Annotated in this window: 17 protein-coding genes; 7 read left to right on the plus strand and 10 right to left on the minus strand. The window is 64.5% G+C overall.

Annotation, left to right across the window (positions count from 1 at the left end; translation table 11 throughout):
- The first annotated feature begins 84 nt into the window (after window positions 1-84).
- Entirely contained in the window at window positions 85-1614 is a 1530-nt protein-coding gene (locus tag LB541_RS11215) for a malonate--CoA ligase (protein ID WP_224618424.1), read from the plus strand.
- Between the two features lie 78 nt (window positions 1615-1692).
- Here LB541_RS11215 and LB541_RS11220 read toward each other — a convergent pair whose 3' ends face one another.
- The 5 genes from LB541_RS11220 to LB541_RS11240 are packed head-to-tail and all read right to left on the minus strand — an operon-like array spanning window position 1693 to window position 6696.
- Window positions 1693-2805 (minus strand): NAD(P)/FAD-dependent oxidoreductase, encoded by a 1113-nt coding sequence (locus tag LB541_RS11220; RefSeq protein WP_224618426.1) that lies wholly within the window; start codon window positions 2803-2805, stop codon window positions 1693-1695.
- Between the two features lie 9 nt (window positions 2806-2814).
- The gene (gene nagA / locus LB541_RS11225; protein ID WP_140897818.1) at window positions 2815-3993 is read right to left on the minus strand and encodes an N-acetylglucosamine-6-phosphate deacetylase; all 1179 of its coding nucleotides are present in this window, start codon (window positions 3991-3993) and stop codon (window positions 2815-2817) included.
- On the minus strand, window positions 3990-5042 hold the full coding sequence (locus LB541_RS11230; RefSeq protein ID WP_140491611.1) for an SIS domain-containing protein: 1053 nt from the start codon (window positions 5040-5042) through the stop codon (window positions 3990-3992). The genes nagA and LB541_RS11230 overlap by 4 nt, the downstream gene beginning before the upstream one ends.
- On the minus strand, window positions 5039-5821 hold the full coding sequence (locus tag LB541_RS11235) for a GntR family transcriptional regulator (protein ID WP_140491609.1): 783 nt from the start codon (window positions 5819-5821) through the stop codon (window positions 5039-5041). The genes LB541_RS11230 and LB541_RS11235 overlap by 4 nt, the downstream gene beginning before the upstream one ends.
- On the minus strand, window positions 5818-6696 hold the full coding sequence (locus tag LB541_RS11240) for an N-acetylglucosamine kinase (protein WP_140628542.1): 879 nt from the start codon (window positions 6694-6696) through the stop codon (window positions 5818-5820). Before LB541_RS11240 ends, LB541_RS11235 begins: the two co-directional genes overlap by 4 nt.
- A gap of 200 nt (window positions 6697-6896) precedes the next feature.
- Here LB541_RS11240 and LB541_RS11245 point away from each other — a divergent pair, with 200 nt between their 5' ends.
- From LB541_RS11245 to LB541_RS11270, 6 genes are all read left to right on the plus strand, one after another.
- Window positions 6897-7847, plus strand: a complete 951-nt coding sequence (locus tag LB541_RS11245; protein ID WP_224618429.1) for an N-acetylmuramic acid 6-phosphate etherase — start codon at window positions 6897-6899, stop codon at window positions 7845-7847.
- Between the two features lie 117 nt (window positions 7848-7964).
- Window positions 7965-9224 carry an ABC transporter substrate-binding protein gene (locus LB541_RS11250; RefSeq protein WP_140491603.1) on the plus strand — a complete coding sequence of 420 codons (1260 nt, stop codon included), beginning with the start codon at window positions 7965-7967 and terminating at the stop codon, window positions 9222-9224.
- A gap of 249 nt (window positions 9225-9473) precedes the next feature.
- Window positions 9474-10403 (plus strand): carbohydrate ABC transporter permease, encoded by a 930-nt coding sequence (locus LB541_RS11255; protein WP_140524307.1) that lies wholly within the window; start codon window positions 9474-9476, stop codon window positions 10401-10403.
- Window positions 10404-10629: 226 nt separating this feature from the next.
- On the plus strand, window positions 10630-11469 hold the full coding sequence (locus tag LB541_RS11260; protein ID WP_140524303.1) for a carbohydrate ABC transporter permease: 840 nt from the start codon (window positions 10630-10632) through the stop codon (window positions 11467-11469).
- A gap of 241 nt (window positions 11470-11710) precedes the next feature.
- Entirely contained in the window at window positions 11711-12772 is a 1062-nt protein-coding gene (locus LB541_RS11265) for a Gfo/Idh/MocA family protein (RefSeq protein WP_140524301.1), read from the plus strand.
- A 226-nt stretch (window positions 12773-12998) separates the two neighbouring features.
- Complete coding sequence (locus LB541_RS11270; protein WP_140514224.1) at window positions 12999-13997, plus strand: ABC transporter ATP-binding protein; 999 nt, start codon at window positions 12999-13001, stop codon at window positions 13995-13997.
- Window positions 13998-14183: 186 nt separating this feature from the next.
- Here LB541_RS11270 and LB541_RS11275 read toward each other — a convergent pair whose 3' ends face one another.
- The 5 genes from LB541_RS11275 to LB541_RS11295 all read right to left on the minus strand — a co-directional run bounded on the left by LB541_RS11275 (window position 14184) and on the right by LB541_RS11295 (window position 20781).
- The gene (locus LB541_RS11275) at window positions 14184-15029 is read right to left on the minus strand and encodes a fumarylacetoacetate hydrolase family protein (protein WP_140514225.1); all 846 of its coding nucleotides are present in this window, start codon (window positions 15027-15029) and stop codon (window positions 14184-14186) included.
- Window positions 15030-15199: 170 nt separating this feature from the next.
- On the minus strand, window positions 15200-15931 hold the full coding sequence (locus LB541_RS11280) for an SDR family oxidoreductase (RefSeq protein WP_140514227.1): 732 nt from the start codon (window positions 15929-15931) through the stop codon (window positions 15200-15202).
- A gap of 179 nt (window positions 15932-16110) precedes the next feature.
- Window positions 16111-18483, minus strand: a complete 2373-nt coding sequence (locus LB541_RS11285; RefSeq protein WP_224618430.1) for an aldehyde dehydrogenase family protein — start codon at window positions 18481-18483, stop codon at window positions 16111-16113.
- Between the two features lie 223 nt (window positions 18484-18706).
- A complete protein-coding gene (gene deoC, locus LB541_RS11290) occupies window positions 18707-19747 on the minus strand; it encodes a deoxyribose-phosphate aldolase (protein WP_140491579.1) in 1041 nt (346 codons plus the stop codon).
- A 206-nt stretch (window positions 19748-19953) separates the two neighbouring features.
- Window positions 19954-20781, minus strand: coding sequence for a ferredoxin--NADP reductase (locus LB541_RS11295; RefSeq protein ID WP_140514230.1), 828 nt, complete (start codon window positions 20779-20781; stop codon window positions 19954-19956).
- Window positions 20782-20964 lie beyond the last annotated feature (183 nt).

Genomic DNA, 20964 nt, shown 5'->3' on the forward strand with positions numbered 1-20964 from the left:
TGGCGCCGTGCAAGCGGCCGAACCGGAAGACAGGCCCGGCTCCGTCGGATGCATGCCTTTGGCCGCCAGACGCAGGAAGACCTCATGAGCAATCATCTGTTCGACATTTTCCGGTCCCGGATGCCGAAGCCCGGACGCCTGTTGATGCGAACGGATGACGGCCGCGTGCTGACCTATGGCGACATGCTGGCGCGCTCGGCGCAACTGGCGCACGCGCTTTTGCAACTTGGCGTCGAGCCCGGCGACCGGGTCGCGGTGCAGGTCGAGAAGAGCCCGGAAGCTATGCTGCTGTACCTCGCCTGCCTGCGTGCCGGCGCCGTCTTCCTGCCGCTCAACACCGCCTATACGCTGGCCGAACTCGCCTATTTCTTCGGCGACGCCGAGCCCCGGCTGGTCGTCTGCGATCCGGCACGGGCAGCCGACATCGAAGCCCTGGCGCAAAAATGCGGAGCCCTTGCCGCCACCCTCGACGGCAAGGGCGAAGGATCGCTGGCGGACCAGGCGTCGCGGCAATCGCCCGACTTCCACGACGTGGCGCGCGGTCCCGACGATCTTGCGGCGATCCTCTACACGTCGGGAACGACCGGCCGCTCGAAAGGGGCCATGCTCAGCCACGAGAACCTCGCCTCGAATGCGCGCGTGCTGGTCGGCTATTGGCGCTTCACATCGGACGATGTGCTGATCCACGCACTGCCCATCTTCCACACCCATGGGCTGTTCGTCGCCACCAACGTCATCCTGATGGCCGGCGCCTCGATGCTGTTCGAGCAGAAATTCGACGCAGGGCGCGTCGTCGCGCTCTTGCCGGACGCCACGGCGCTGATGGGCGTGCCGACCTTCTATGTCCGGCTCTTGCAGCAGGACGGGCTGACCCGCGAGGCGGCAAGAAACATCCGCCTGTTCGTTTCCGGCTCGGCGCCGCTGCTGGCCGAGACGCACAGGGCCTGGCGCGAGCGCACAGGCCACGCCATTCTCGAGCGCTACGGCATGACCGAGACCAACATGAACACCTCGAACCCCTATGATGGCGAGCGCCGCGCCGGCACCGTCGGCTTTCCCTTGCCCGGCGTGTCGTTGCGCATCGCCGACCCCGACACTGGCAGGCCGCTTGCCCAAAGCGAGGTCGGCATGATCGAGGTCAAGGGGCCGAATGTCTTCTCCGGCTACTGGCGCATGCCGGAAAAGACCAAAGCGGAATTCCGCGCCGACGGCTTCTTCATCACGGGCGATCTCGGCATGATCGACCCCGACGGTTATGTCCACATCGTCGGCCGCGGCAAGGACCTGATCATCTCGGGCGGCTACAACATCTATCCCAAGGAGCTCGAGAGCGAGATCGACGCGCTTGACGGCGTCCTGGAAAGTGCCGTCATCGGCGTTGCCCATCCCGATTTCGGCGAAGGCGTAACGGCCGTCGTGGTTCGCTTGCCGGCTTCGACCGTCACCGCTGCTGAGATACTCAATGCCATTGCCGCGCGCGTAGCGAAATACAAGCATCCCAAGCGCGTGGTCTTCGTCGACGAATTGCCGCGCAACACCATGGGCAAGGTGCAGAAGAATCTGCTGCGCGATACCTACAAGGACCTTTTTTCCATAAGCAGTCCCGCCAGCTAAGTCGATCCAGGCAAGGATACCTCATCCCGCTTGTTTGGACGGGAGGCATCGCGACAGTTTCGTGCGGTCGCCTGGGCACTATCGGGGGAACAAGAGACCGACGACATGCTCGGCCAGCGCCAGGCTTGCCGTCAGGCCCGGGCTCTCTATGCCGAACAGGTTGACGATCCGGCCCGCGCCGTGGTCGGCCGGCCCCTGCACCATGAAGTCGGCCGCCGGCTGGTTCGGGCCCGACAGTTTCGGCCTGATCCCGGCATAGGCCGGCAGCAGGGCGCCGTCCCTCAGATCCGGCCAATAGCGCCGGATCTCGTCATAGAAGACCGTGCTGCGGCCGGGATCGACCGTATAGTCCGCCTGGCCGATCCATTCGACGTCAGGGCCGAAGCGGGCGCTGCCGCCGAGGTCGAGGGTCAGGTGCACGCCCAGGCCGCCATTGACCGGCACTGGATAGATCAGCCGCGAGAATGGCGAGCGGTCCGAAAGCGAAAAGTAGTTGCCGCGCGCCAGCCAGAGCGGCGGCACGAGCTCTGGCGGGAACCCTTCGATGCTACCGGCCAGCGCCTGCGCGTCGAGCCCTGCGGCATTTACGAAAGCGCCGGCTTTCAACGCGAACGTCTCGCCGTCGCCATCGCGCGTGGTGATACGAATCCCGTCGGCCTCGACCGTCGCCGCTGCGACGGCGGTCAGGAAGGCGAACGACGCACCGGCCGCCTCCGCGTCGCCGCGCAGCGACAGCATCAGCCCCCGGCTGTCGACGATGCCCGTCGACGGCGACAGCAGCGCCCCGGCGCAGCTCAGCGCCGGTTCGAGGCTTTCTGCTTGCGCGGCGGTCAGCAAATCGAGGTCGTCGACGCCGCATTGTTCCGCATTGGCCCGGATTGCATTGAGCCGAGGCAGTTGGCCTGGTCCGACGGCGACGATCAGCTTGCCGGTGCGTCGATGGCCGATGCCGCGCTCGCGGCAATAGGTATAGAGCCGTTCGCGTCCTTCGACGCAGAAACGCGCCTTCAGGCTTCCGGGCGCGTAATAGAGCCCGGCATGAACGACTTCCGAATTGCGCGAACTGGTGACGGTGCCGATCGAAGCGGCCTTTTCGACCACCAGCACTTCGCGGCCCGACAGGGCGAGCGCCCTGGCGATGGCGAGCCCGACGACGCCGGCTCCGGCGACGACGCAATCGACGTCAGGCATTGCCGGCTTTCACCGTTGCCCGCCGGCGCTGGTCGAAAAAACCTTGTCGCCGCCGATCCAGACCCTTTTGATGTCGAGATCGTCTGAAAGCGCAACGATGTCGGCGGCGGTGCCCTTGGCGAAGCGGCCGAGCCGGTGCGACTGGCCGATCGCCTGCGCCGGATAGAGAGAGGCCATGCGCAAGGCCTCGGAAAGCTCCACGCCCACGCTGCGATGGGTGAAACGCACAGCCGAGATCATGTCGAGATCCGCGCCGGCCAGCGTTCCATCGGCAAGCCGCAGGCTGCCGTCCTTGCGGTAGATGGTGCGGCCGTTGAGCGTGAAGGAGGTCATGTCGGTGCCGATCGTCGCCATGGCGTCGGTGACCAGCACGATCCTGCCCGGCCCCTCTTTGGCCCGCAGCGCTATTGCGATGGTGGCGGGATCGACATGGATGCCGTCGGCGATCAGTCCCGCGGACAGGCCGCCGATGTCGATGGCGGCGCCCGCCAGTCCCGGCTCCCGGTTGCCGATCTGGCTCATGGCATTGAACAGATGCGTGACCACGCTGGCGCCGGCCTCGGCGAAGGCTTTGGCCGTGGCGTAGCCGGTGTCGGAATGGCCGAGGCTGACGATGATGCCGGCCTTGGCCAAGGCCGTCACGCGGGCCGCCTCGACGGATTCGGGTGCGATCGTGGTGAGCAGCACCGGGAGCTTGCCTCGCGCCGCGATCAGCATCGCCTCGTCCTTGTCCGTCATCGGCCGGATCAGCGCCGGGTCATGCGCGCCCTTGCGGGCGATCGACAGATGCGGACCTTCCAGATGCAGTCCGAGGAACCCCGGCACTTTCCGCAGTGCCGACGCCTCGCCGGCGGCAATCGCCGCGGCGGTGATATCAGCCGTATCGGTGATCAGCGTCGGCAGCAGCGCCGTGGTGCCGAACGGCGCATGCGCCCGGCAGATGGTCTCGATCGAGGCGACATCGGGGTGATCGTTGAGCATGACGCCGCCGCCGCCATTGACCTGGATGTCGACGAAGCCCGGCGTCAGCATGCCGCCGCCGGTGTCGACGCGGCGCATATCCGCGGCAAGCGCGCCGGTGGGCAGGATGGCCTCGACCAGGCTGTCGCGCACGACGAGGGCATGACCGTCATGCCAGTCGTCGCCGTCGAAGATACGGGCGCCAGTCAGGGCGAAACGGTCGCTCATACGGTCTCCGTCACCTTGCGAAGGTTGCGCGGCGTATCCGGGTCGAGGCCGCGGTGGCGCGCAAGGGCCTCGACGAACACGTAGAAGGACACGATCAGCGTCAGCGGATCGGTCAGTGGATGGCCGGTGGCGACATGCGGCAGGCGTGTGGCCTTGTTCGCCAGCATCGAGGTGACGAAGACCGGCGCCCCCTTGGCCGCCAGGCTGTCGGCGGCTTCGGCCACGGACGGTTCGGATGCGTCGCGCGCGGCCAGGGCCAGCACCGGAAAATCGGGGCCGATCAGCGCCAGCGGGCCATGCATGACTTCGGCAGCACTGTAGGCCTCGGCATGCATGCCGCAGGTTTCCTTGAATTTCAGCGCCGCTTCGTTAGCCATCGCCGCGGATGGGCCGCGGCCGAGGATGAACAGCGACTTCTGCTTTTCGATCGTTTCGACGAGCACGCTCATCCAGTCGCAAGCGATCGCCTTGCCGAAATGCTCGGGCAAGCGGGCAAGCGCCTTGAGAAGCGCTTCGTCGCCGGTGGAATGCGCCATCAGAGCAAGGCCGGCGACGGCGGAATTGACGAAGGTCTTGGTCGCCGCGACGCTGCGCTCGGGCCCGGCCAGGATGTCGATCGCATGGTCCGAGGCGCGCGCCAGCGGTGAATCGGCGGTGTTGGTGACGGCGATGGTCAGCGCGCCACCTGCCCGTGCGGTTTCGGCCATGGCGACGATGTCGGGGCTCTTGCCCGACTGCGAGATGGCCAGGCACGCGGAGCCGCCGAGCCTGAGCTTGCGGCCATAGATCGAAGCGATGGAAGGGCCGACCGAAGCCACCGCAAGACCGGCGGTGAGTTCGACCGCGTATTTCATGAAAGTAGCGGCATGGTCGGACGAGCCGCGCGCCACGGTGACGACGAAATGCGGGTCGCGCTCGCGAATGCCGCGGCCGGCTTCGGAAAGTACGGCACCGGAACCGTCGAGCAGGCGGGCGACGGCTTGCGGGATCTCCTCGATCTCGCGCCGCATATGGGTCGGCTCCGTCGATTTGTTCGGCTCGGTCGTCATGGTCGGCCCTCTTCGCTCGGCCCTGTCAGCCGCAGTTCGGCGACGAAATCATAAGCGTCGCCCCTGTAGATGGAGCGGGTGAACTCGATCACCTTGCCGCTCGCCAGATAGGAAATACGCTCGATGTGCAGGCCGGCAATGCCCGGCGGCACTTCGAGCAGGCGCGCGTCGCCGTCGCCGAGATTGGCGGCCGAGATGCGCTGCACCGCGCGCACCGGCCTGTTGCCGGTCAATTCCAGGGCTGCGTAGAGCGAGGAGCCAATTCCAGCGGGGTCCGGCAGCACGCTGGCCGACAGCGAGGCGCGCTCGATCGCCAGCGGCGTGTCGTTGGCGATGCGCAGGCGCGCCACGCGCGCCACCAGTTCGTTCGACGAAAGGCCGAGCACCATCATCTCGTCGGGCGAGGGCGCGTAAAGGCCGCGGTCGAGCCAGGCCGAGCGCACAACCATGCCACGCCGCGCCATGTCCTCGGTGAAGGAGGTCAGCCGCGACAGCGACTGCTCGACCCGCTCCATGCGCGGCGCCACGAAGGTGCCGGAGCCGTGGCGCTGGACCAGGATGCCGCCCTTGACGAGGTCCTGCACCGCCTTACGCACGGTGACGCGCGAAATATCGGCCTTGATGGCGATGTCGCGCTCGGAAGGCAGCGCGTCGCCGGGCCCGATCAGGCCGCGATTGACGGCATCCTCAATGCTTTTGCGCAGTTGTAGGTAGAGCGGCGCACCGCTTTGCGAGGACTGTTTCAGCGCGGCGAAGATCTGGTCGGCGGCGTCGCTCATCGAGCCGCTCCCCTCGGCGCGAACAGGCGGACCGCCATCTGCACGGCGCCGCCGAGCGCATCGTCGAGCGGCTCCCGAAGCAGCGCCCGGTAGCGTGCAGACAGGCGCGGCGCGTAGAGCGGCGCCAGCCCGCCGAGCAGGCAGAGCGGCGCGTCGTCCGCCAACTCCAGCGCGCCGAGCGAGGCCTCGACATCGGCGACTGCCTTGTCGAGGATCCAGTTGGCGACCGCGTCGCCTTTTTCGGCATGTTCGAACACTTTGGGGGCGAAGCCGCCGAAATCGCCGGGCTTGGCATTGGTGGTGAATTCGACCACATCCTCCGGATTGTCGCGGAACACGGCCATCATGCTATCGGTCAGCGGCGTGCGCGCGCGCACGCCATCATGGGCAAGCAGGGTCTGTTCGAGCAGGTCGCGGCCGATGCGGGCGCCGCTGCCCTGGTCGCCGACCTGGAAGCCCCAGCCGCCGATGGCACGCGACTTGCCGTTCTTGCGCGCCATATAGGCGGTGCCGGTGCCGAGGATCGCCATGGCGCCGTCGCCGGAACCGACCGCGCCTTCCAGCGCGATTTCGGCATCGGTTTCGACGCGGCTGGTGCTGAACGGCAGGATCGCCTCGAGCTGCTGCCGGTAGGTGCCGACATTGGCGCCGGCGAGGCCGAGAATGGCCGGTGTTTGCGGGATCAGGTCCGGATCCTGGCCAGCCGCGACAAAGGCTTGCCGCGCCGCCTCGACGATGTTCGACCGGGCGCCGGTCAGGTCGGTGCGGATGTTGGCGGCGCCGCTTTTGGCGCGGCCGAGCACCGTGCCGTCCGCCATTGCCAGGGCCGCCCTGCAGCTGGTGCCGCCGCCATCGATGCCAAGCACGAATTTCACGTGATTTCTCCTCCAGGCCGATAATACCAATAAAATACCAATAGCCAAGGGTTAATTTCCGCTGCAAAAAAGATTAGAGCGTATTTCACTGAAAAACTTGGCCATTTACCTGCGCCAGCGATTTCGGTGCGGCGAATTCGTTAATGCGTGTGGACAAGTGGTATTTTTTTGGTATTGTTTTCCGAATTGGAGGAATTGGGATGGCCGAAACGCGCACCGAAGCGCTGCACAGGAACGCCGAGGGGCTGGATATCCAGGCTCCCGAAGCCATCCTTGCTTCGCTGGCCGATGCGCAGGTCGAGGCGGCGAAGATTGTGCGCAACGCCATTCCCTCCATCGCCAAAGCGGCCGAGATCATCACCGGTAGCCTGAAGGGCGGCGGCAAGCTCGCCTATGCTGCGGCCGGCAGCTCCGGCCTGATGGCGCTTGCCGATGCGCTGGAACTGCCTGGCACCTTCGGCATTCGGCGCGACCGCATCGCCATCCTGATCGCCGGCGGCGATGAGGCCTTCAGAACGCTGGCCGGCGGCCCCGAAGACGACACCGAGGAGGCCGCGACAGCGGTCGCCAACGCCGGCATTGGCAAGGGCGACTGCCTGATCGCAATCTCGGCCAGTGGTACGACGCCCTATGCACTGCGGGCGATCGAGGAAGCCGCCCGTCGCGGTGCGGCTACCATCGGCATCGCCAACAACCGGGACTCGGCTCTGCTGCGTCTGTCTGGAACCGCCATCCTGCTCGAAACGCCGCCGGAAGTGATCGCCGGCTCGACGCGCATGGGCGCCGGCACGGCCCAGAAGATCGCCCTCAATATGCTGTCGACGCTCGCCGCCATCCATCTCGGCCATGTCCATGACGGCTACATGGTCAATCTCATGGCCGACAACAGCAAGCTGCGCGACCGCGCGGCGCGGATCGTCGCGGCCATCAGCGGCGGCAGCCGCGACGACGCGGCCCGCCTGCTCGAAAAGAGCGGCGGTGCGGTCAAGACCGCCATTCTGCTTGCCGCCGGCGCCGACAGCGCCGACACGGCGCAGAAGATACTGGAAGAGGCCGGCCAGAAGCTGCGGCCGGCCCTTTCCGCGCTGAGGCATGATCCCGAAAAGTGGAGACCGCTTTTCGGAAAAGATCATGCTCGAACAAAGAAATAGAGCCTGTTTCATCCCGGTGTCCATCGGGGTGAAACAGGCTTGCGAGGGGAGCAAGGGGCGCAACGCCTCTGTTCTCATCAAAACCGAACCTGAAAAAGGTCAACAGGGAGACTGAGCATGACAACGAAACTACTGACGGCACTGCTTCTGGGCACCAGCATTCTCGGCTCCGCCGGGGTGGCTTACGCCGAGGACGTAACGCTCAACATCGAAAGCTGGCGCGGCGACGACCTTGCCATCTGGAAGGACAAGCTGATCCCGGCTTTCGAAGCCAAGAACCCCGGCATCAAGGTGGTGTTCGCGCCCTCGGCGCCGACCGAATATGACGCGGCTCTCGGCGCCAAGCTCGCCGCCGGTTCGGCGGGCGACCTGATCACCTGCCGCCCGTTCGACAAGTCGCTCGAGCTGTTCAAGAAGGGCAATCTCGCGGACCTCTCCTCGCTGCCGGGCATGGACAACTTCTCGCCGGTGGCCAAGTCCGCCTGGCAGACCGACGACGGCAAGGCGACCTTCTGCGTGCCGATGGCGTCGGTCATCCATGGCTTCATCTACAACAAGGACGCCTTCGACAAGCTCGGCATCAAGGTGCCGGAGACCCGTGACGAGTTCTTCGCCGCGCTCGACAAGATCAAGGCCGACGGCACTTACATCCCGATGGCGATGGGCACCAAGGATCTCTGGGAAGCCGCGACCATGGGCTACCAGAACATCGGCCCCAACTACTGGAAGGGCGAGGAAGGCCGCGCGGCCCTCATCAAGGGCGAGCAGAAGCTGACCGACAAGGACTGGGTCGCGCCCTATGAGGAACTGGCCAAGTGGAAGCCCTATCTCGGCGACGGCTTCGAGGCGCAGACCTATCCGGACAGCCAGAACCTGTTCACGCTCGGCCGCGCCGCCATCTACCCGGCCGGCTCGTGGGAAATCGGCCTGTTCAACACTCAGGCCCAGTTCAAGATGGGTGCCTTCCCGCCGCCGGTCGAGAAGGCCGGCGATACCTGCTACATCTCCGACCATACCGATATCGGCATGGGCCTGAATGCGGGCTCCAAGCATGCGGATGCGGCCAAGACCTTCTTGTCCTGGGTGGCCTCGCCGGATTTCGCCACCATCTACGCCAACGCGCTGCCGGGCTTCTTCAGCCTGAACTCCTCGCCGGTGAAGATGGAAGACCCGCTGGCGCAGGAATTCGTCTCCTGGCGCGGCAAGTGCAAGTCGACGATCCGCTCGACCTACCAGATCCTGTCGCGCGGCACGCCGAACCTCGAGAACGAGACCTGGGTCGAATCGGCCAATGTCATCAACGGCACCGATACGCCGGAAGCCGCTGCCAAGAAGCTGCAGGACGGCCTCGACAGTTGGTACAAGCCCGCCAAGTAAGGCTCGGGCAATGAGCTGGGCCGTTCCAAGTGGACGGCCCAGCGTTTTTCGATAGCATCGACTGCGAAGGACGGCGCCGCCCCTTATCCGCCTGCCGGCACCTTCTCCCCGTACAGTGACGGTGAGAAAGGGAGTTGCCGCAACGCTGGCGACCTCCTCTCTCCGTTCTTCACCGGGAGAGGGTAAGGATGAGGGGCACCGCTGTTGTCGAAAGCATTTTCCCAGACCTGATCGGTGGGGACCGAACTCATGGCCGCACAAGCACGACCGAAAAGACCGATCCGCTGGCATATCGCCGTCTTCCTGGCGCCGGCGGTGCTCGTCTATACGGCGATCATGATCCTGCCGCTCGCCGGCACTTTGCAGCTGTCGCTGTTCCGCAACATCGAGCAATCCCAGGTCTTCGTCGGGCTGGCAAACTTCCGCACCCTGTTCGGCGATCCAAACTGGTCGGTGAATTTCTGGAACGCGCTGCGCAACAATGTCTGGTTCTTCATCATCCACATGCTGGTGCAGAACCCGATCGGCGTACTGCTGGCCGCACTTCTGTCCAGCCCCAGGCTGCGCTTTTCGGCCTTCTACCGCACGGCGATCTTCGTGCCGACCATCCTGTCCTTCGTCATCGTCGGCTTCGCCTGGAAGCTCATCCTGTCGCCGCTATGGGGCGTGGCACCGCACATGATGGACCTGGTCGGCCTTAAAAGCCTGTTCACGCCATGGCTCGGCAAGGAGCAGTATGCGCTGACCGCGCTTAGCCTGGTCTCGGTGTGGCAGTTCGTCGGCATCCCCATGATGCTGATCTACGCCGCGCTGCTGTCGATCCCCAATGAGGTCATAGAGGCGGCGGAATGCGATGGCATCACCGGCCTGTCGCAGTTCTGGAAGATCAAGCTGCCGCTGATCCTGCCCTCGATCGGCATCATCTCGATCCTGACCTTCGTCGGCAATTTCAACGCCTTCGACCTGATCTACACCGCGCAGGGCGCGCTCGCCGGGCCGAATTATTCGACCGACATTCTCGGCACCTTCCTCTACCGCGCATTCTTCGGCTTCCAGCTGCAGGTCGGCGACCCCAACATGGGCGCGACCATCGCCACGATCATGTTCCTGATCATCCTCGGCGGTGTCTGCGTCTACCTCTTCCTCATCCAGACGCGCCTGCGTCGATATCAGTTTTAGGGGGCGATATGTCGAGCTCGAGCACCCCCCTCTGTCCTGCCGGACATCTCCCCCGCAAGGGGGGAGATCAGCTGTTGTCACGGCCTTCGCCAGCCACCAGCGATGCAGGAGATGTGTCGGCGCCAAAGCTGCCAATCTCCCCCCTTGCGGGGGAGATGGCCGGCAGGCCAGAGGGGGGTGGCTGGGTGCTGTTCCTCGGCAAAGTAGCTCCTCAGGAGACCATCCAATGAGCACCGCCACCCGTTCGCTGCCCCGCACGATCGGCGCTCATGCGATCCTGCTGACCTACACGGCGATCGCGCTGTTCCCGGTGATCCTGGTCATCATGAATTCGTTCAAATCCCGCGCCGGCATATTCGGCGCGCCGCTGACACCGCCGACGCCAAAGACCTTCGACCTGATCGGCTATACCACGGTGATCGGCCAGGGCGATTTCATCCACTATTTCCAGAACAGCCTCGTCGTCACCGTCGCCTCGCTGTTCTTCGTGCTGCTGTTCGGCGCCATGGCGGCATTCGCCCTGTCGGAATACCGTTTTCGCGGCAATACGCTGATGGGCCTCTATCTGGCGCTGGGCATCATGATCCCGATCCGGCTGGCCACCGTCGCCATCCTGCAATTGATGGTGGCGAGCGGGCTGGTCAACACGCTGACGGCGCTGATCCTGGTCTACACCGCGCAAGGCCTGCCGCTGGCCGTCTTCATTCTGTCGGAATTCATGAGGCAGGTGTCGGACGATCTGAAGAACGCCGGCCGCATCGACGGCCTGTCGGAATACACCATCTTCTTCCGGCTGGTGCTGCCGCTGGTGCGGCCATCGATGGCGACAGTCGCCGTCTTCACCATGATCCCGATCTGGAACGATCTGTGGTTCCCGCTGATCCTGGCGCCGTCGGAAGAGACCAAGACGGTGACGCTCGGCGCGCAGCTCTTTCTCGGCCAGTTCGTCACCAACTGGAACGCCATCCTGGCCGCGCTCTCGCTGGCGATCATGCCGGTGCTGATCCTCTACGTCATCTTCTCGCGGCAGCTGATCCGCGGCATCACGTCAGGAGCCGTCAAGTGAGCGGACAAATCTCTGTTGGAGCCTTCACCCCACCCGGCGCTTCGCGCCGACCTCCCCATCATGGGGAGGTCGAAGGTCACGGCTTCATTCACGACGGCCAAGGGACACGTTTCGGAGAAGCCTCTTTGAGCGTGGCGGGGGTCACGCCGACGTCCTACCTCCCCTCGATGGGGAGGTCGGCGCGTAGCGCCGGGTGGGGTGACACCCTCTCAAGAGAAATCAGGATATCTGGAGCAGCTCGGTGAACTCTGAAACGCCCCTTCGCGTCGTCGTCGCCGGCCTCGGCAATATGGGCCGCAGCCATGCGCTCGCCTATCACACCAATCCGGGCTTCGAGATCGCCGCGTTGATCAACCGCTCCGACGTGCCGCTGCCGAATGGGCTGTCGGGCTACGGCATCAGGCGCTCCTTCGACGATGCGCTGCGCGACGAAAAGCCCGATGTCGCCTGCATAGCCACTTATTCCGACAGCCACGCCGACTATGCGGTGAGGGCGTTCGAGGCCGGCTGCCATGTCTTCGTCGAAAAGCCCCTGGCGACGACGGTGGCCGACGCCAGGCGCGTCGTCGCGGCCGCCAAGGCCAATGGCAGGAAACTGGTGATCGGCTACATACTGCGCCACCACCCGTCCTGGATCAGGCTGATCGCCGAGGCGCGCAAGCTCGGCGGCCCTTATGTCTTCCGCATGAACCTCAACCAGCAGTCCTCTGGCCATACCTGGGAGACGCACAAGCAATTGATGCGCACGACCTCGCCGATCGTCGACTGCGGCGTGCATTATCTCGACGTCATGCTGCAGATCACCGACGCCAGGCCGGTCGAGGTGCGCGGCATGGGCGTGCGGCTGACCGAGGAGGTGGCGCCCACGATGTACAACTACGGCCACCTCCAGGTGCTGTTCGATGACGGCTCGGTCGGCTGGTACGAGGCCGGCTGGGGACCGATGATTTCGGAGACCGCGTTCTTTGTCAAAGATGTCATCTCGCCGACGGGCTGCGTGTCGATTGTCATGAAGGAAGGCGTTAAGTCAGACGACATCGACACTCACACCAAGACGTCGACCATCCGCCTGCACAGTGCGAAAACCGGCGCGGACGGCAAGTTCGCCAAGCCAGACGAGATGCTGTCGATGGAGGGCGAACCCGGCCACCAGGATCTCTGCGATCTCGAACAGGCTTTTGTCCTCAAGGCGATCCGCGAGGATATCGATCTCACCCGCCATATGGACGACGCCGTGAAATCGCTCGCCGTCTGCCTTGCCGCCGACGAGAGCGTGCGCAGCGGGAAGGCGGTGCGATTGTGAAAACGAGGCTAGCGGTAGGGGTTGCGGCCTACGGCGCCCCCCTCTGGCCTGCCGGCCATCTCCCCCTCAAGGAGGGAGATCAGCTGTCGGCATGGCCTTCGCCAATCACAAACGTCAACAAGAGTGTTTCAGCGTCAAAGCTGCCAATCTCCCCCCTTGAGGGGGAGATGTCCGGCAGGACAGAGGGGGGTGCCCTGGCGCCCACTCATCAATTTGGAGGACTGCCGTGGGCTCGCTGAAGATCGAGAATGTGAAGAAGGCCTTCGGCCCGGTCGAGGTGCTGAAGGGCATCGACCTCGAGGTGACGGATGGCGAATTCGTAGTCTTCGTCGGCCCCTCGGGCTGCGGCAAGTCGACTTTGCTGAGGGTGATCGCCGGGCTGGAGGATTCGACCTCGGGCCGGGTGGTCATCGATGGCGCGGATGTCTCGGCCACGCCGCCGGCCAAGCGCGGCATCGCCATGGTGTTCCAGACCTATGCGCTCTATCCGCACCTGACGGTGAAGAACAATATGGGCCTTGGCCTCAAGCAGGCCGGCACGCCGGCGCCCGAGATCGAGCGCCGCATCGGCATCGCCTCGTCCATGCTGTCGCTTGAGCCCTATCTGGAAAGGCGTCCCGCGGAACTCTCCGGCGGCCAGCGCCAGCGCGTCGCCATCGGCCGCGCCGTGGTGCGCGAGCCAAAGCTGTTCCTGTTCGACGAGCCTTTGTCCAATCTCGACGCGGCACTGCGCGTCAACACGCGGTTGGAAATCGCGCAGCTGCATCGCCGCCTCAAGGCGACGATGATCTACGTCACCCACGACCAGGTCGAGGCGATGACGCTGGCAGACAAGATCGTGGTGCTCAATGCCGGGAAAATCGAGCAGATCGGCGGACCGATGGAACTCTACAATTCGCCGGCGAACGAATTTGTCGCGGGCTTCATCGGCTCGCCGAAGATGAACTTCATCGACGGCGCCAGGCTTGGGGAAACCGCCAAGAGCATCGGCGTGCGGCCGGAGCATCTGACTGTCGACCCGAAATCCGGCGCCTGGAAAGGCACGGTCGTGCATGCCGAGCACCTCGGCGCCGACACCAATCTCTATCTCGACTGCGAGAAGGCCGGGCTGATCACCGTGCGCATTTTCGGTGTTTATGACGCCGAGCCGGGGGCGACACTTTATGCAACGCCGGATCCGGCGAAGACCTATCGGTTTGGCGCGGATGGGAAGGTGCTGAAGTAGTATCGCAACATAGTTGGCGCTGCCCCTCATTCGCCTGCCGGCACCTTCTCCCCGTATAGTGACGGGGAGAAGGAAGATAGCTCCAGCGCCGGCGATTGGCGAAAGCAGCAACGACAGCGTCCTTCTCCCCGTTTTACGGGGAGAAGATGGCGGCAGCCAGATGAGGGGCGGCGCGACTTGTGAAAGTTATGCGTCAGCCCTGAACGTCTGCTTCTGCTGGCCCAACCCTTCGATGCCCAGCTCCACCACGTCGCCGGCCTTCAAGAACACCGGCGGCTTCATGCCCAGGCCGACACCGGGCGGCGTGCCTGTCGAAATGATGTCGCCAGGATGCAGCGACATGAACTGGCTGAGATAGGACACAAGATAGGCGACGCCGTAGACCATGGTCTTCGTCGAGCCGTTCTGCATGGTCTTGCCGTTGACGGTCAGCCACATCTTCAGGTTCTGCGGATCCGAGACCTCGTCCTTGGTCACCAGCCATGGGCCGGTCGGGCCGAACGTGTCGCAGCTCTTGCCCTTGGTCCATTGGCCCTGGCGCTCGGCCTGGAAGGCGCGCTCGGAGACATCGTGCGCAACGCAGTAGCCGGCGACATAATCGAGCGCATCGGCCTGGCTGACATATTTTGCCGTTTTGCCGATGACCACGCCGAGCTCGACCTCCCAGTCGGTCTTTTCCGAGCCGCGCGGGATCAGCACGTCATCGTCCGGTCCGACGATGGCCGAGCTGGCCTTCATGAAGATGATCGGCTCCGGCGGCACGGTGGCGCCGGTCTCGGCGGCGTGGTCGGAATAGTTGAGGCCGATGCAGATGAACTTGCCGGTGCCGGCAACGCAGGCACCGAGCCGCGGCTTGCCGGAAACCGCCGGCAGCGACTTTGCGTCGAGCTTGGACAGCATCTCCAGCGAGGCCGGGTGAAGCGTGGTGCCGGCAATGTCGGCGACATGGGCGGAGAGGTCGCGGATCGTCCCATCCGCATCGAGCAGGCCGGGGCGTTCGCTCCCCACCTCGCCATAGCGCAGCAGTTTCATTTAGACCCTTCTCCTGGTTGCGGCCTCGCGGCCTTTTGCAAACTCTTCACCGAAACGAATGGCTCCCGTTGGGGCAAGCCGGCGGACCGTACCACCGGCCTGATCCAGGGCAAGCGCGGACACCATATAGTGATCGCCGGTGAGCGGGATTTTCAGACTCCTCGATCCGGTCAGATCGACCAGCCACCATCGATATTGTAGGCCTGCCCGGATGTGTAGGTGGCGCCGGCCAGATAGACGGCCAGATCGGCGATTTCCTCCGGCGTGCCGAGCCGGCCCATCGGCTGGCGCGCGATGAAGGCGGCGCGCGCGGCTTCATAATCGCCCTGCGCGTGCATGCGATCCTGCAGCGACGGGCTCTCGACCGTACCGGGGCAGATGGCGTTGCAGCGTATGCCCTTGCCGACATAGTCGGCCGCGACTGCCTTGGTCAGGCCGATCACCGCAGCCTTGGTGACACCATAGGCGAAACGGTTCGGCACGCCCTTCTGCGAACTCGCCAGCGAGGCCATGTTGATGATCGACCCGTCTGCGCGCTCCAGCATGCCGGGCAGCACGGCGCGGATGGTGCGGATCATGGCGCGGACGTTGAGGTTGAGAGCGAAATCGAGATCGCTGTCCTTCATCTCCAGGATCGAGCCGGAGTGGACGAAACCGGCGCAGTTGAACAGCACGTCGACGCGGCCGATCCCGGCGAAGGCGGTGTTGACCGCCTCGTCATTGAGCACGTCGACCTTGCGTGTCTTGATCCCGGCAGTCTTGGCGAGTTCCGCCAGCAGCGTTTCGTTGATGTCGGTGGCATGGACGGTAGCTCCTGCCTTGGCGAAGGCGAGCGCGCTTGCCTTGCCGATGCCTTGCGCCGCTGCCGTGATGACGACGACCTTGCCTGCCAGATCCGCCATGCTGTTCTCCTCCTGGGTTAACTGCCTTTATCGGCGGCCTGCGAAGGCGTCATGTGCCAGTCACAGGCCATGATGTGGCCTGCTCTGTCAGTTCACAGATAAAGATGTTTTTTCTCGTTAAAGAACATAAGCCCGAGCGTCAAGCCCGAACCCGATCTCCATTGTGACAGCATGGAACGTCAGTCGCCGTAGGGCACCCAGACGTTCTTCATCTCGACGGCGCGGCGCAGCAAAGCATCGCCAGCGGCTTCTTCCGAGGCCCAGTCGAGGCTACGGCCATTGCCGCTCCAGATACGTTTGAGGTTGCCGACGGACTCGACCTCCGCCTTGGCGCAGGTGTCGGCATCGGCGAACAGCCAGAGCCCATCGACATCGTCATGCTTGGCCAGCACGCCGGCAAGTTCGGCCGTGCGGCCGGTGACGATGTTGATGGCGCCGGCAGGCACGTCGGAATATTCGATGACCTGATACAAGTCGGTGGCGAGCAGCGGATGGCGCTCCGAAGGCACCGCGACCACCGTGTTGCCCATCGCCAGCGCCGGCGCGACCAGCGAGATAAACCCGAGTAGCGGCTGACTGTCGGGCGCGACGATGCCGACGACGCCAACCGGCTCATGCAAGGCCAGCGTCACCGCCCGTGCCGGCGGCTGGTGCACGCGCCCCTCGAACTTGTCGGCAAGTCCGGCATAGAGAAACAACCGCTCGATCGACTGGTCGACCTCGTCGCGTGCCGCCTTGGCGGTCGCGCCCGTGAGCTGGACGAGACGGGCGGCGAACTCCTCCGCCCGGCCGGAGAGGTTTTCCGCCAGATAGTAGAGCACCTGTGAGCGGTTGTAGGCGGTCGCCTCCGGCCAGCTCTTGCAGGCCCGCGCCGCGGAGACGGCATCGCGTATATCCTTGCGGTTGCCCAAGCCGACTTCGCCGGCAAGCTTGCCCTTGGCGGTGACAACCGCCAGCGAGTAGTTGCCATCGGGCCGAACCTGTTTGCCGCCGATGAACAGTTTTGCCGTCCGGTCGATTGCTGCGCCATCGGCCTGTTCAACGGGTTGTGCCGAGACTGTCGCCGGCTTGATGACCAGGCCGAGCGGCAGCTTTGCCGTGAGATATTCGAACATGCCTTCGCGCCCGCCCTCGCGGCCGAAACCGCTCTCGCGATAGCCGCCGAAGCCGCAGGCGGCGTCGAACATATTGGTGCCGTTGACCCAGATCACGCCGGCCTTCAATTGCGGTGCGACGTGCAAAGCGAGGTTGACGTTTTCGCTCCACACCGAAGCGGCAAGGCCATAGCGGGTGTTGTTGGCGAGCTCGATTGCTTCCTCGGTGTTGCGGAACGTCATGGCCGCCAGAACGGGGCCGAACACTTCTTCCTGGGCGAGAACATTAGCCGGCGAAACGCCGGTAGCGAGGGTCGGCAGATGGTAATAGCCGGATGAGGGCAGCGCCGCATCCGGCTGCCAGCAGACCGCCCCCTGTTTTGCGCCCTCGGCGACCAGGCCCTTGACGCGATCGAGCTGCGTCAGATCGACCAGCGGGCCGATATCGGTGTTCTTGTCGAGCGGGCTGCCGACGCGCAGCCGGCTCATTCGCATCTTGACCTTGGCAATCAGCGCTTCGGCGATGCCTTCCTGCACCAGCAGCCGCGAACCGGCGCAGCAGACCTGTCCCTGGTTGAACCAGATGCCGTCGACCAGACCTTCGACGGCGCTGTCGAGATCAGCGTCCTCGAACACGATGAAGGCCGACTTGCCGCCAAGCTCCAGCGACAGCTTCTTGCCCGAGCCGGCGGTAGCCTTGCGGATGATCTTGCCGACTTCGGAAGACCCGGTGAAGGCGATCTTCTGGATGCCGGGATGGTTGACGATGGCCGCACCCGCTTCCGGGCCGCCCTGCACGATGTTGACGACGCCTTTCGGCACGCCGGCGCGTTCGCAGATTTCGGCGAACAGGATGGCTGTCAGCGGCGTGAATTCGGCCGGCTTCAGCACCACCGTGCAGCCGGCGGCAAGTGCCGGCGCGATCTTCCAGGCCAGCATCAAGAGCGGAAAGTTCCACGGGATGATCTGGCCGACGACGCCGACGCCCTTCTGGCCGGGGAAATCCCTGTCCAGCGCCTGCGCCCAGCCGGCATGATGGATGAAGTGGCGGATCGCCAGCGGCACGTCGATGTCGCGGCTCTCGCGGATCGGCTTGCCATTGTCGATCGTCTCAAGCACCGCGAACAGGCGTTGGTGGCGCTGCATGGCGCGGCCGATGGCATAGAGCACTTTGGCCCTGGTATAGCCCGAGGATGCCGACCATTTCGGCAGCGCTTTCGCGGCCGCCGCGACCGCCGCGTCGATGTCGGCGGCTCCGGCATCCGAGACCTTGGCCAGCAGCTTGCCGGAAGAAGGCTCGCTGGTCTCGAAGGTCTTGCCGCTGCCAGCCGCCTTCCAGGTGCCGTCGATGAACAATGCCTTGGAAAAATCGCGCGCGGCAAGCCAGGCGTCGGCCTCGTTGCGGGCTTCCGGCGCCGGACCGTATTCCATGGCGTGATAGCGTTCGAGAATGTTCATGGGGCCCTCCAGATAATTGCCTCGGCAAGCGCTCTGTCGCGCCCCCCTCTGTCCTGCCGGACATCTCCCCCACAAGGGGGGAGATTGGCAGTTTCAGCGTGTCGCTGCCCTTGCGACGTTGAAAATGGACGAAAACAAGGAAGCGCGTGATCTCCCCCCGTGTGGGGGAGATGTCCGGTAGGACAGAGGGGGGCGCCGTAGGGCTCCACGTTCGAGCCCTGACTCAAGCCATCGCGTGGCGGTGATTGGCCGAATAGTGCCCGGTCAGGTGATGTTCGAGTTGCCGCTCGATGTCTGTCAGCAGGCTCGAGGCGCCGAAGCGGAACAGATCCGGTTCCAGCCACGGCCGGCCGAGTTCTTCCTTCATCAGCACCAGCCAGTCGAGCGACACCTTGGCGGTAGAAATGCCGCCGGCCGGCTTGAAGCCGATGAGATAGCCGGTTTCCTCGAAATAGGCCCTGATGGCGCGCACCATGGCAAGGCCGACGGGCAGCGTGGCGTTGACGCTTTCCTTGCCGGTCGAGGTCTTGATGAAATCGGCGCCCGCCATCATTGCCACCATAGAGGCCAGCATCACATTCCGCAGCGTGGCGAGGTCGCCGGTGCCGAGAATGACCTTCAGATGCGCATCGCCGCAGGCAGCGCGCATCGAGACGATCTCGTTGTAGAGCTCGCGCCATTTGGCCCCGAACACCAGGCCGCGCGGGATGACGACGTCGATCTCGTCGGCGCCGTCGCGCACCGAGGCCTCGATCTCCTGGAGGCGGGTCGACAGTGGCGCAAGACCATGCGGGAAGGCGGTGGAGACGGCGGCGACATGGATGCCGGTGCCGCGCACGGCGTCGACCGCGGTGGCGACGAACGGATGATAGACGCAGACGGCGGCCGGGCGGATGGGTTCGCCCGCAATGCCCAGGCCCTCAGCGATGTCGCGGCGCAGCGGATTGATCGCTTTGGCGCAAAGCCGGCGCACGCGCTCTTCCGTGTCGTTCGAGTTGAGCGTCGTCAGGTCCATGCAGGCTATCGCCCGCAGCAGCCAGGCCGCCTGGTTGTCGGCCTTGATCGAGCGCCGCTTGGTCAGGCTGGCGACGCGCCGTTCCAGCGCCGAGCGGTTGACGCTGCGCACCGACTCCAGAAAGCCGAGGTCGAGCTTCATGCCGGGATTGCGCGCGATGCGATGATCCAGCGGGAGGGCGGTGTTGGCGGCGGCGCGCGCCGGCAGCGGCATCACCTTGGCCTCGGCCTCGCGGATTGTGCTGCTCATCTCCTGCCCTTTCACTCAGCGACTGCGCCTATGTCTTGGTGTGTATCGTCTTCCCAAACCGCTCGGCACTTTTGGGCGACACGCACGAAGATAGCCCGCGAAGCCGCGCTTCACGAGTCCTCAAGCGAGGGTAGCTGAAAAAGGCCGCGAAAGCAGCTAATTTTTGACCAGAAGGTCAAAAGGTCGATCGCCGGGAAGAGCAGGCCTCAGCCGACGAAGGCGCGCTCGACGACAAAAGTCGAGGGATGGCTGAGCGAGCCTTCCTGGAAACCGAGGCTCTCGGCCATTTCCTTGACGTCCTTCAGCATATGCATCGAGCCGCAGATCATGATGCGGTCGGTCTCGGGATTGAGCTTCTCTATGCCGAGGTCGGCGTAGAATTTGCCGGAGCCGATCAGCGCGGTGATGCGACCCATGCGCGCCGACTCCTCGCGGGTCGTGGAGTTGTAAAGCGTGACACGGCCGCCGGTCAGTTCGCCGATCAGCGGGTCGCTTTCGAGCGCCGCCACCAGTTCCTGGCCATAGGTCAGCTCGGCATTGTCACGGCAGGTGTGGGTCAGGATCAGCTGCTCGAATTTTTCATAAGTGTCAGGGTCACGCAGCAGGCTGGCGAAGGGCGCGATGCCGGTGCCGGTGGAGATCATGAACAGCCGCTTGGCCGGCGTCAGCGCGTCGACCACCAGCGTGCCGGTCGACTTCTGGCGCATGATGACGGTGTCGCCGACCTGGATCTTCTGCAACTCCGAGGTCAGGGGGCCGTCCGGTACCTTGATGGAAAAGAATTCCAGCTCTTCATCCCAGGCCGGGCTGGCCACCGAATAGGCGCGGAACACCGGCTTCTCGGCATTGGGCAGGCCGATCATGACGAATTCGCCGGAACGGAAGCGCAGCGACTGCGGACGGGTGATGCGGAACGAGAACAGCCGGTCGGTGTAGTGCTTCACCGAGACCACGGTTTCGGCATAGACATTGGCCGGAATCGGAAATTGCAGCGGGCGGGCGCCGGCGGTGTTGAACGCGGATGTGGTGTTCATCAAATCCAACCTTTTGGCCCAACTCACGGACGCGGGCGCCAAACCTTATTCCTGCGCGCCCGGACCGTTCAGGTTCCGGCGTGCTGCTCGCACACTCCAAAGCGGTAAGCTCTTGTGTCCGGAATTTATTAGTATACAAACGATATTTGCGTCAAGATGCCGCCGTAAAACACCTTTCCAAAC

The sequence above is a fragment of the Mesorhizobium sp. BR1-1-15 genome (assembly GCF_020165475.1).
Lineage (GTDB): Bacteria > Pseudomonadota > Alphaproteobacteria > Rhizobiales > Rhizobiaceae > Mesorhizobium.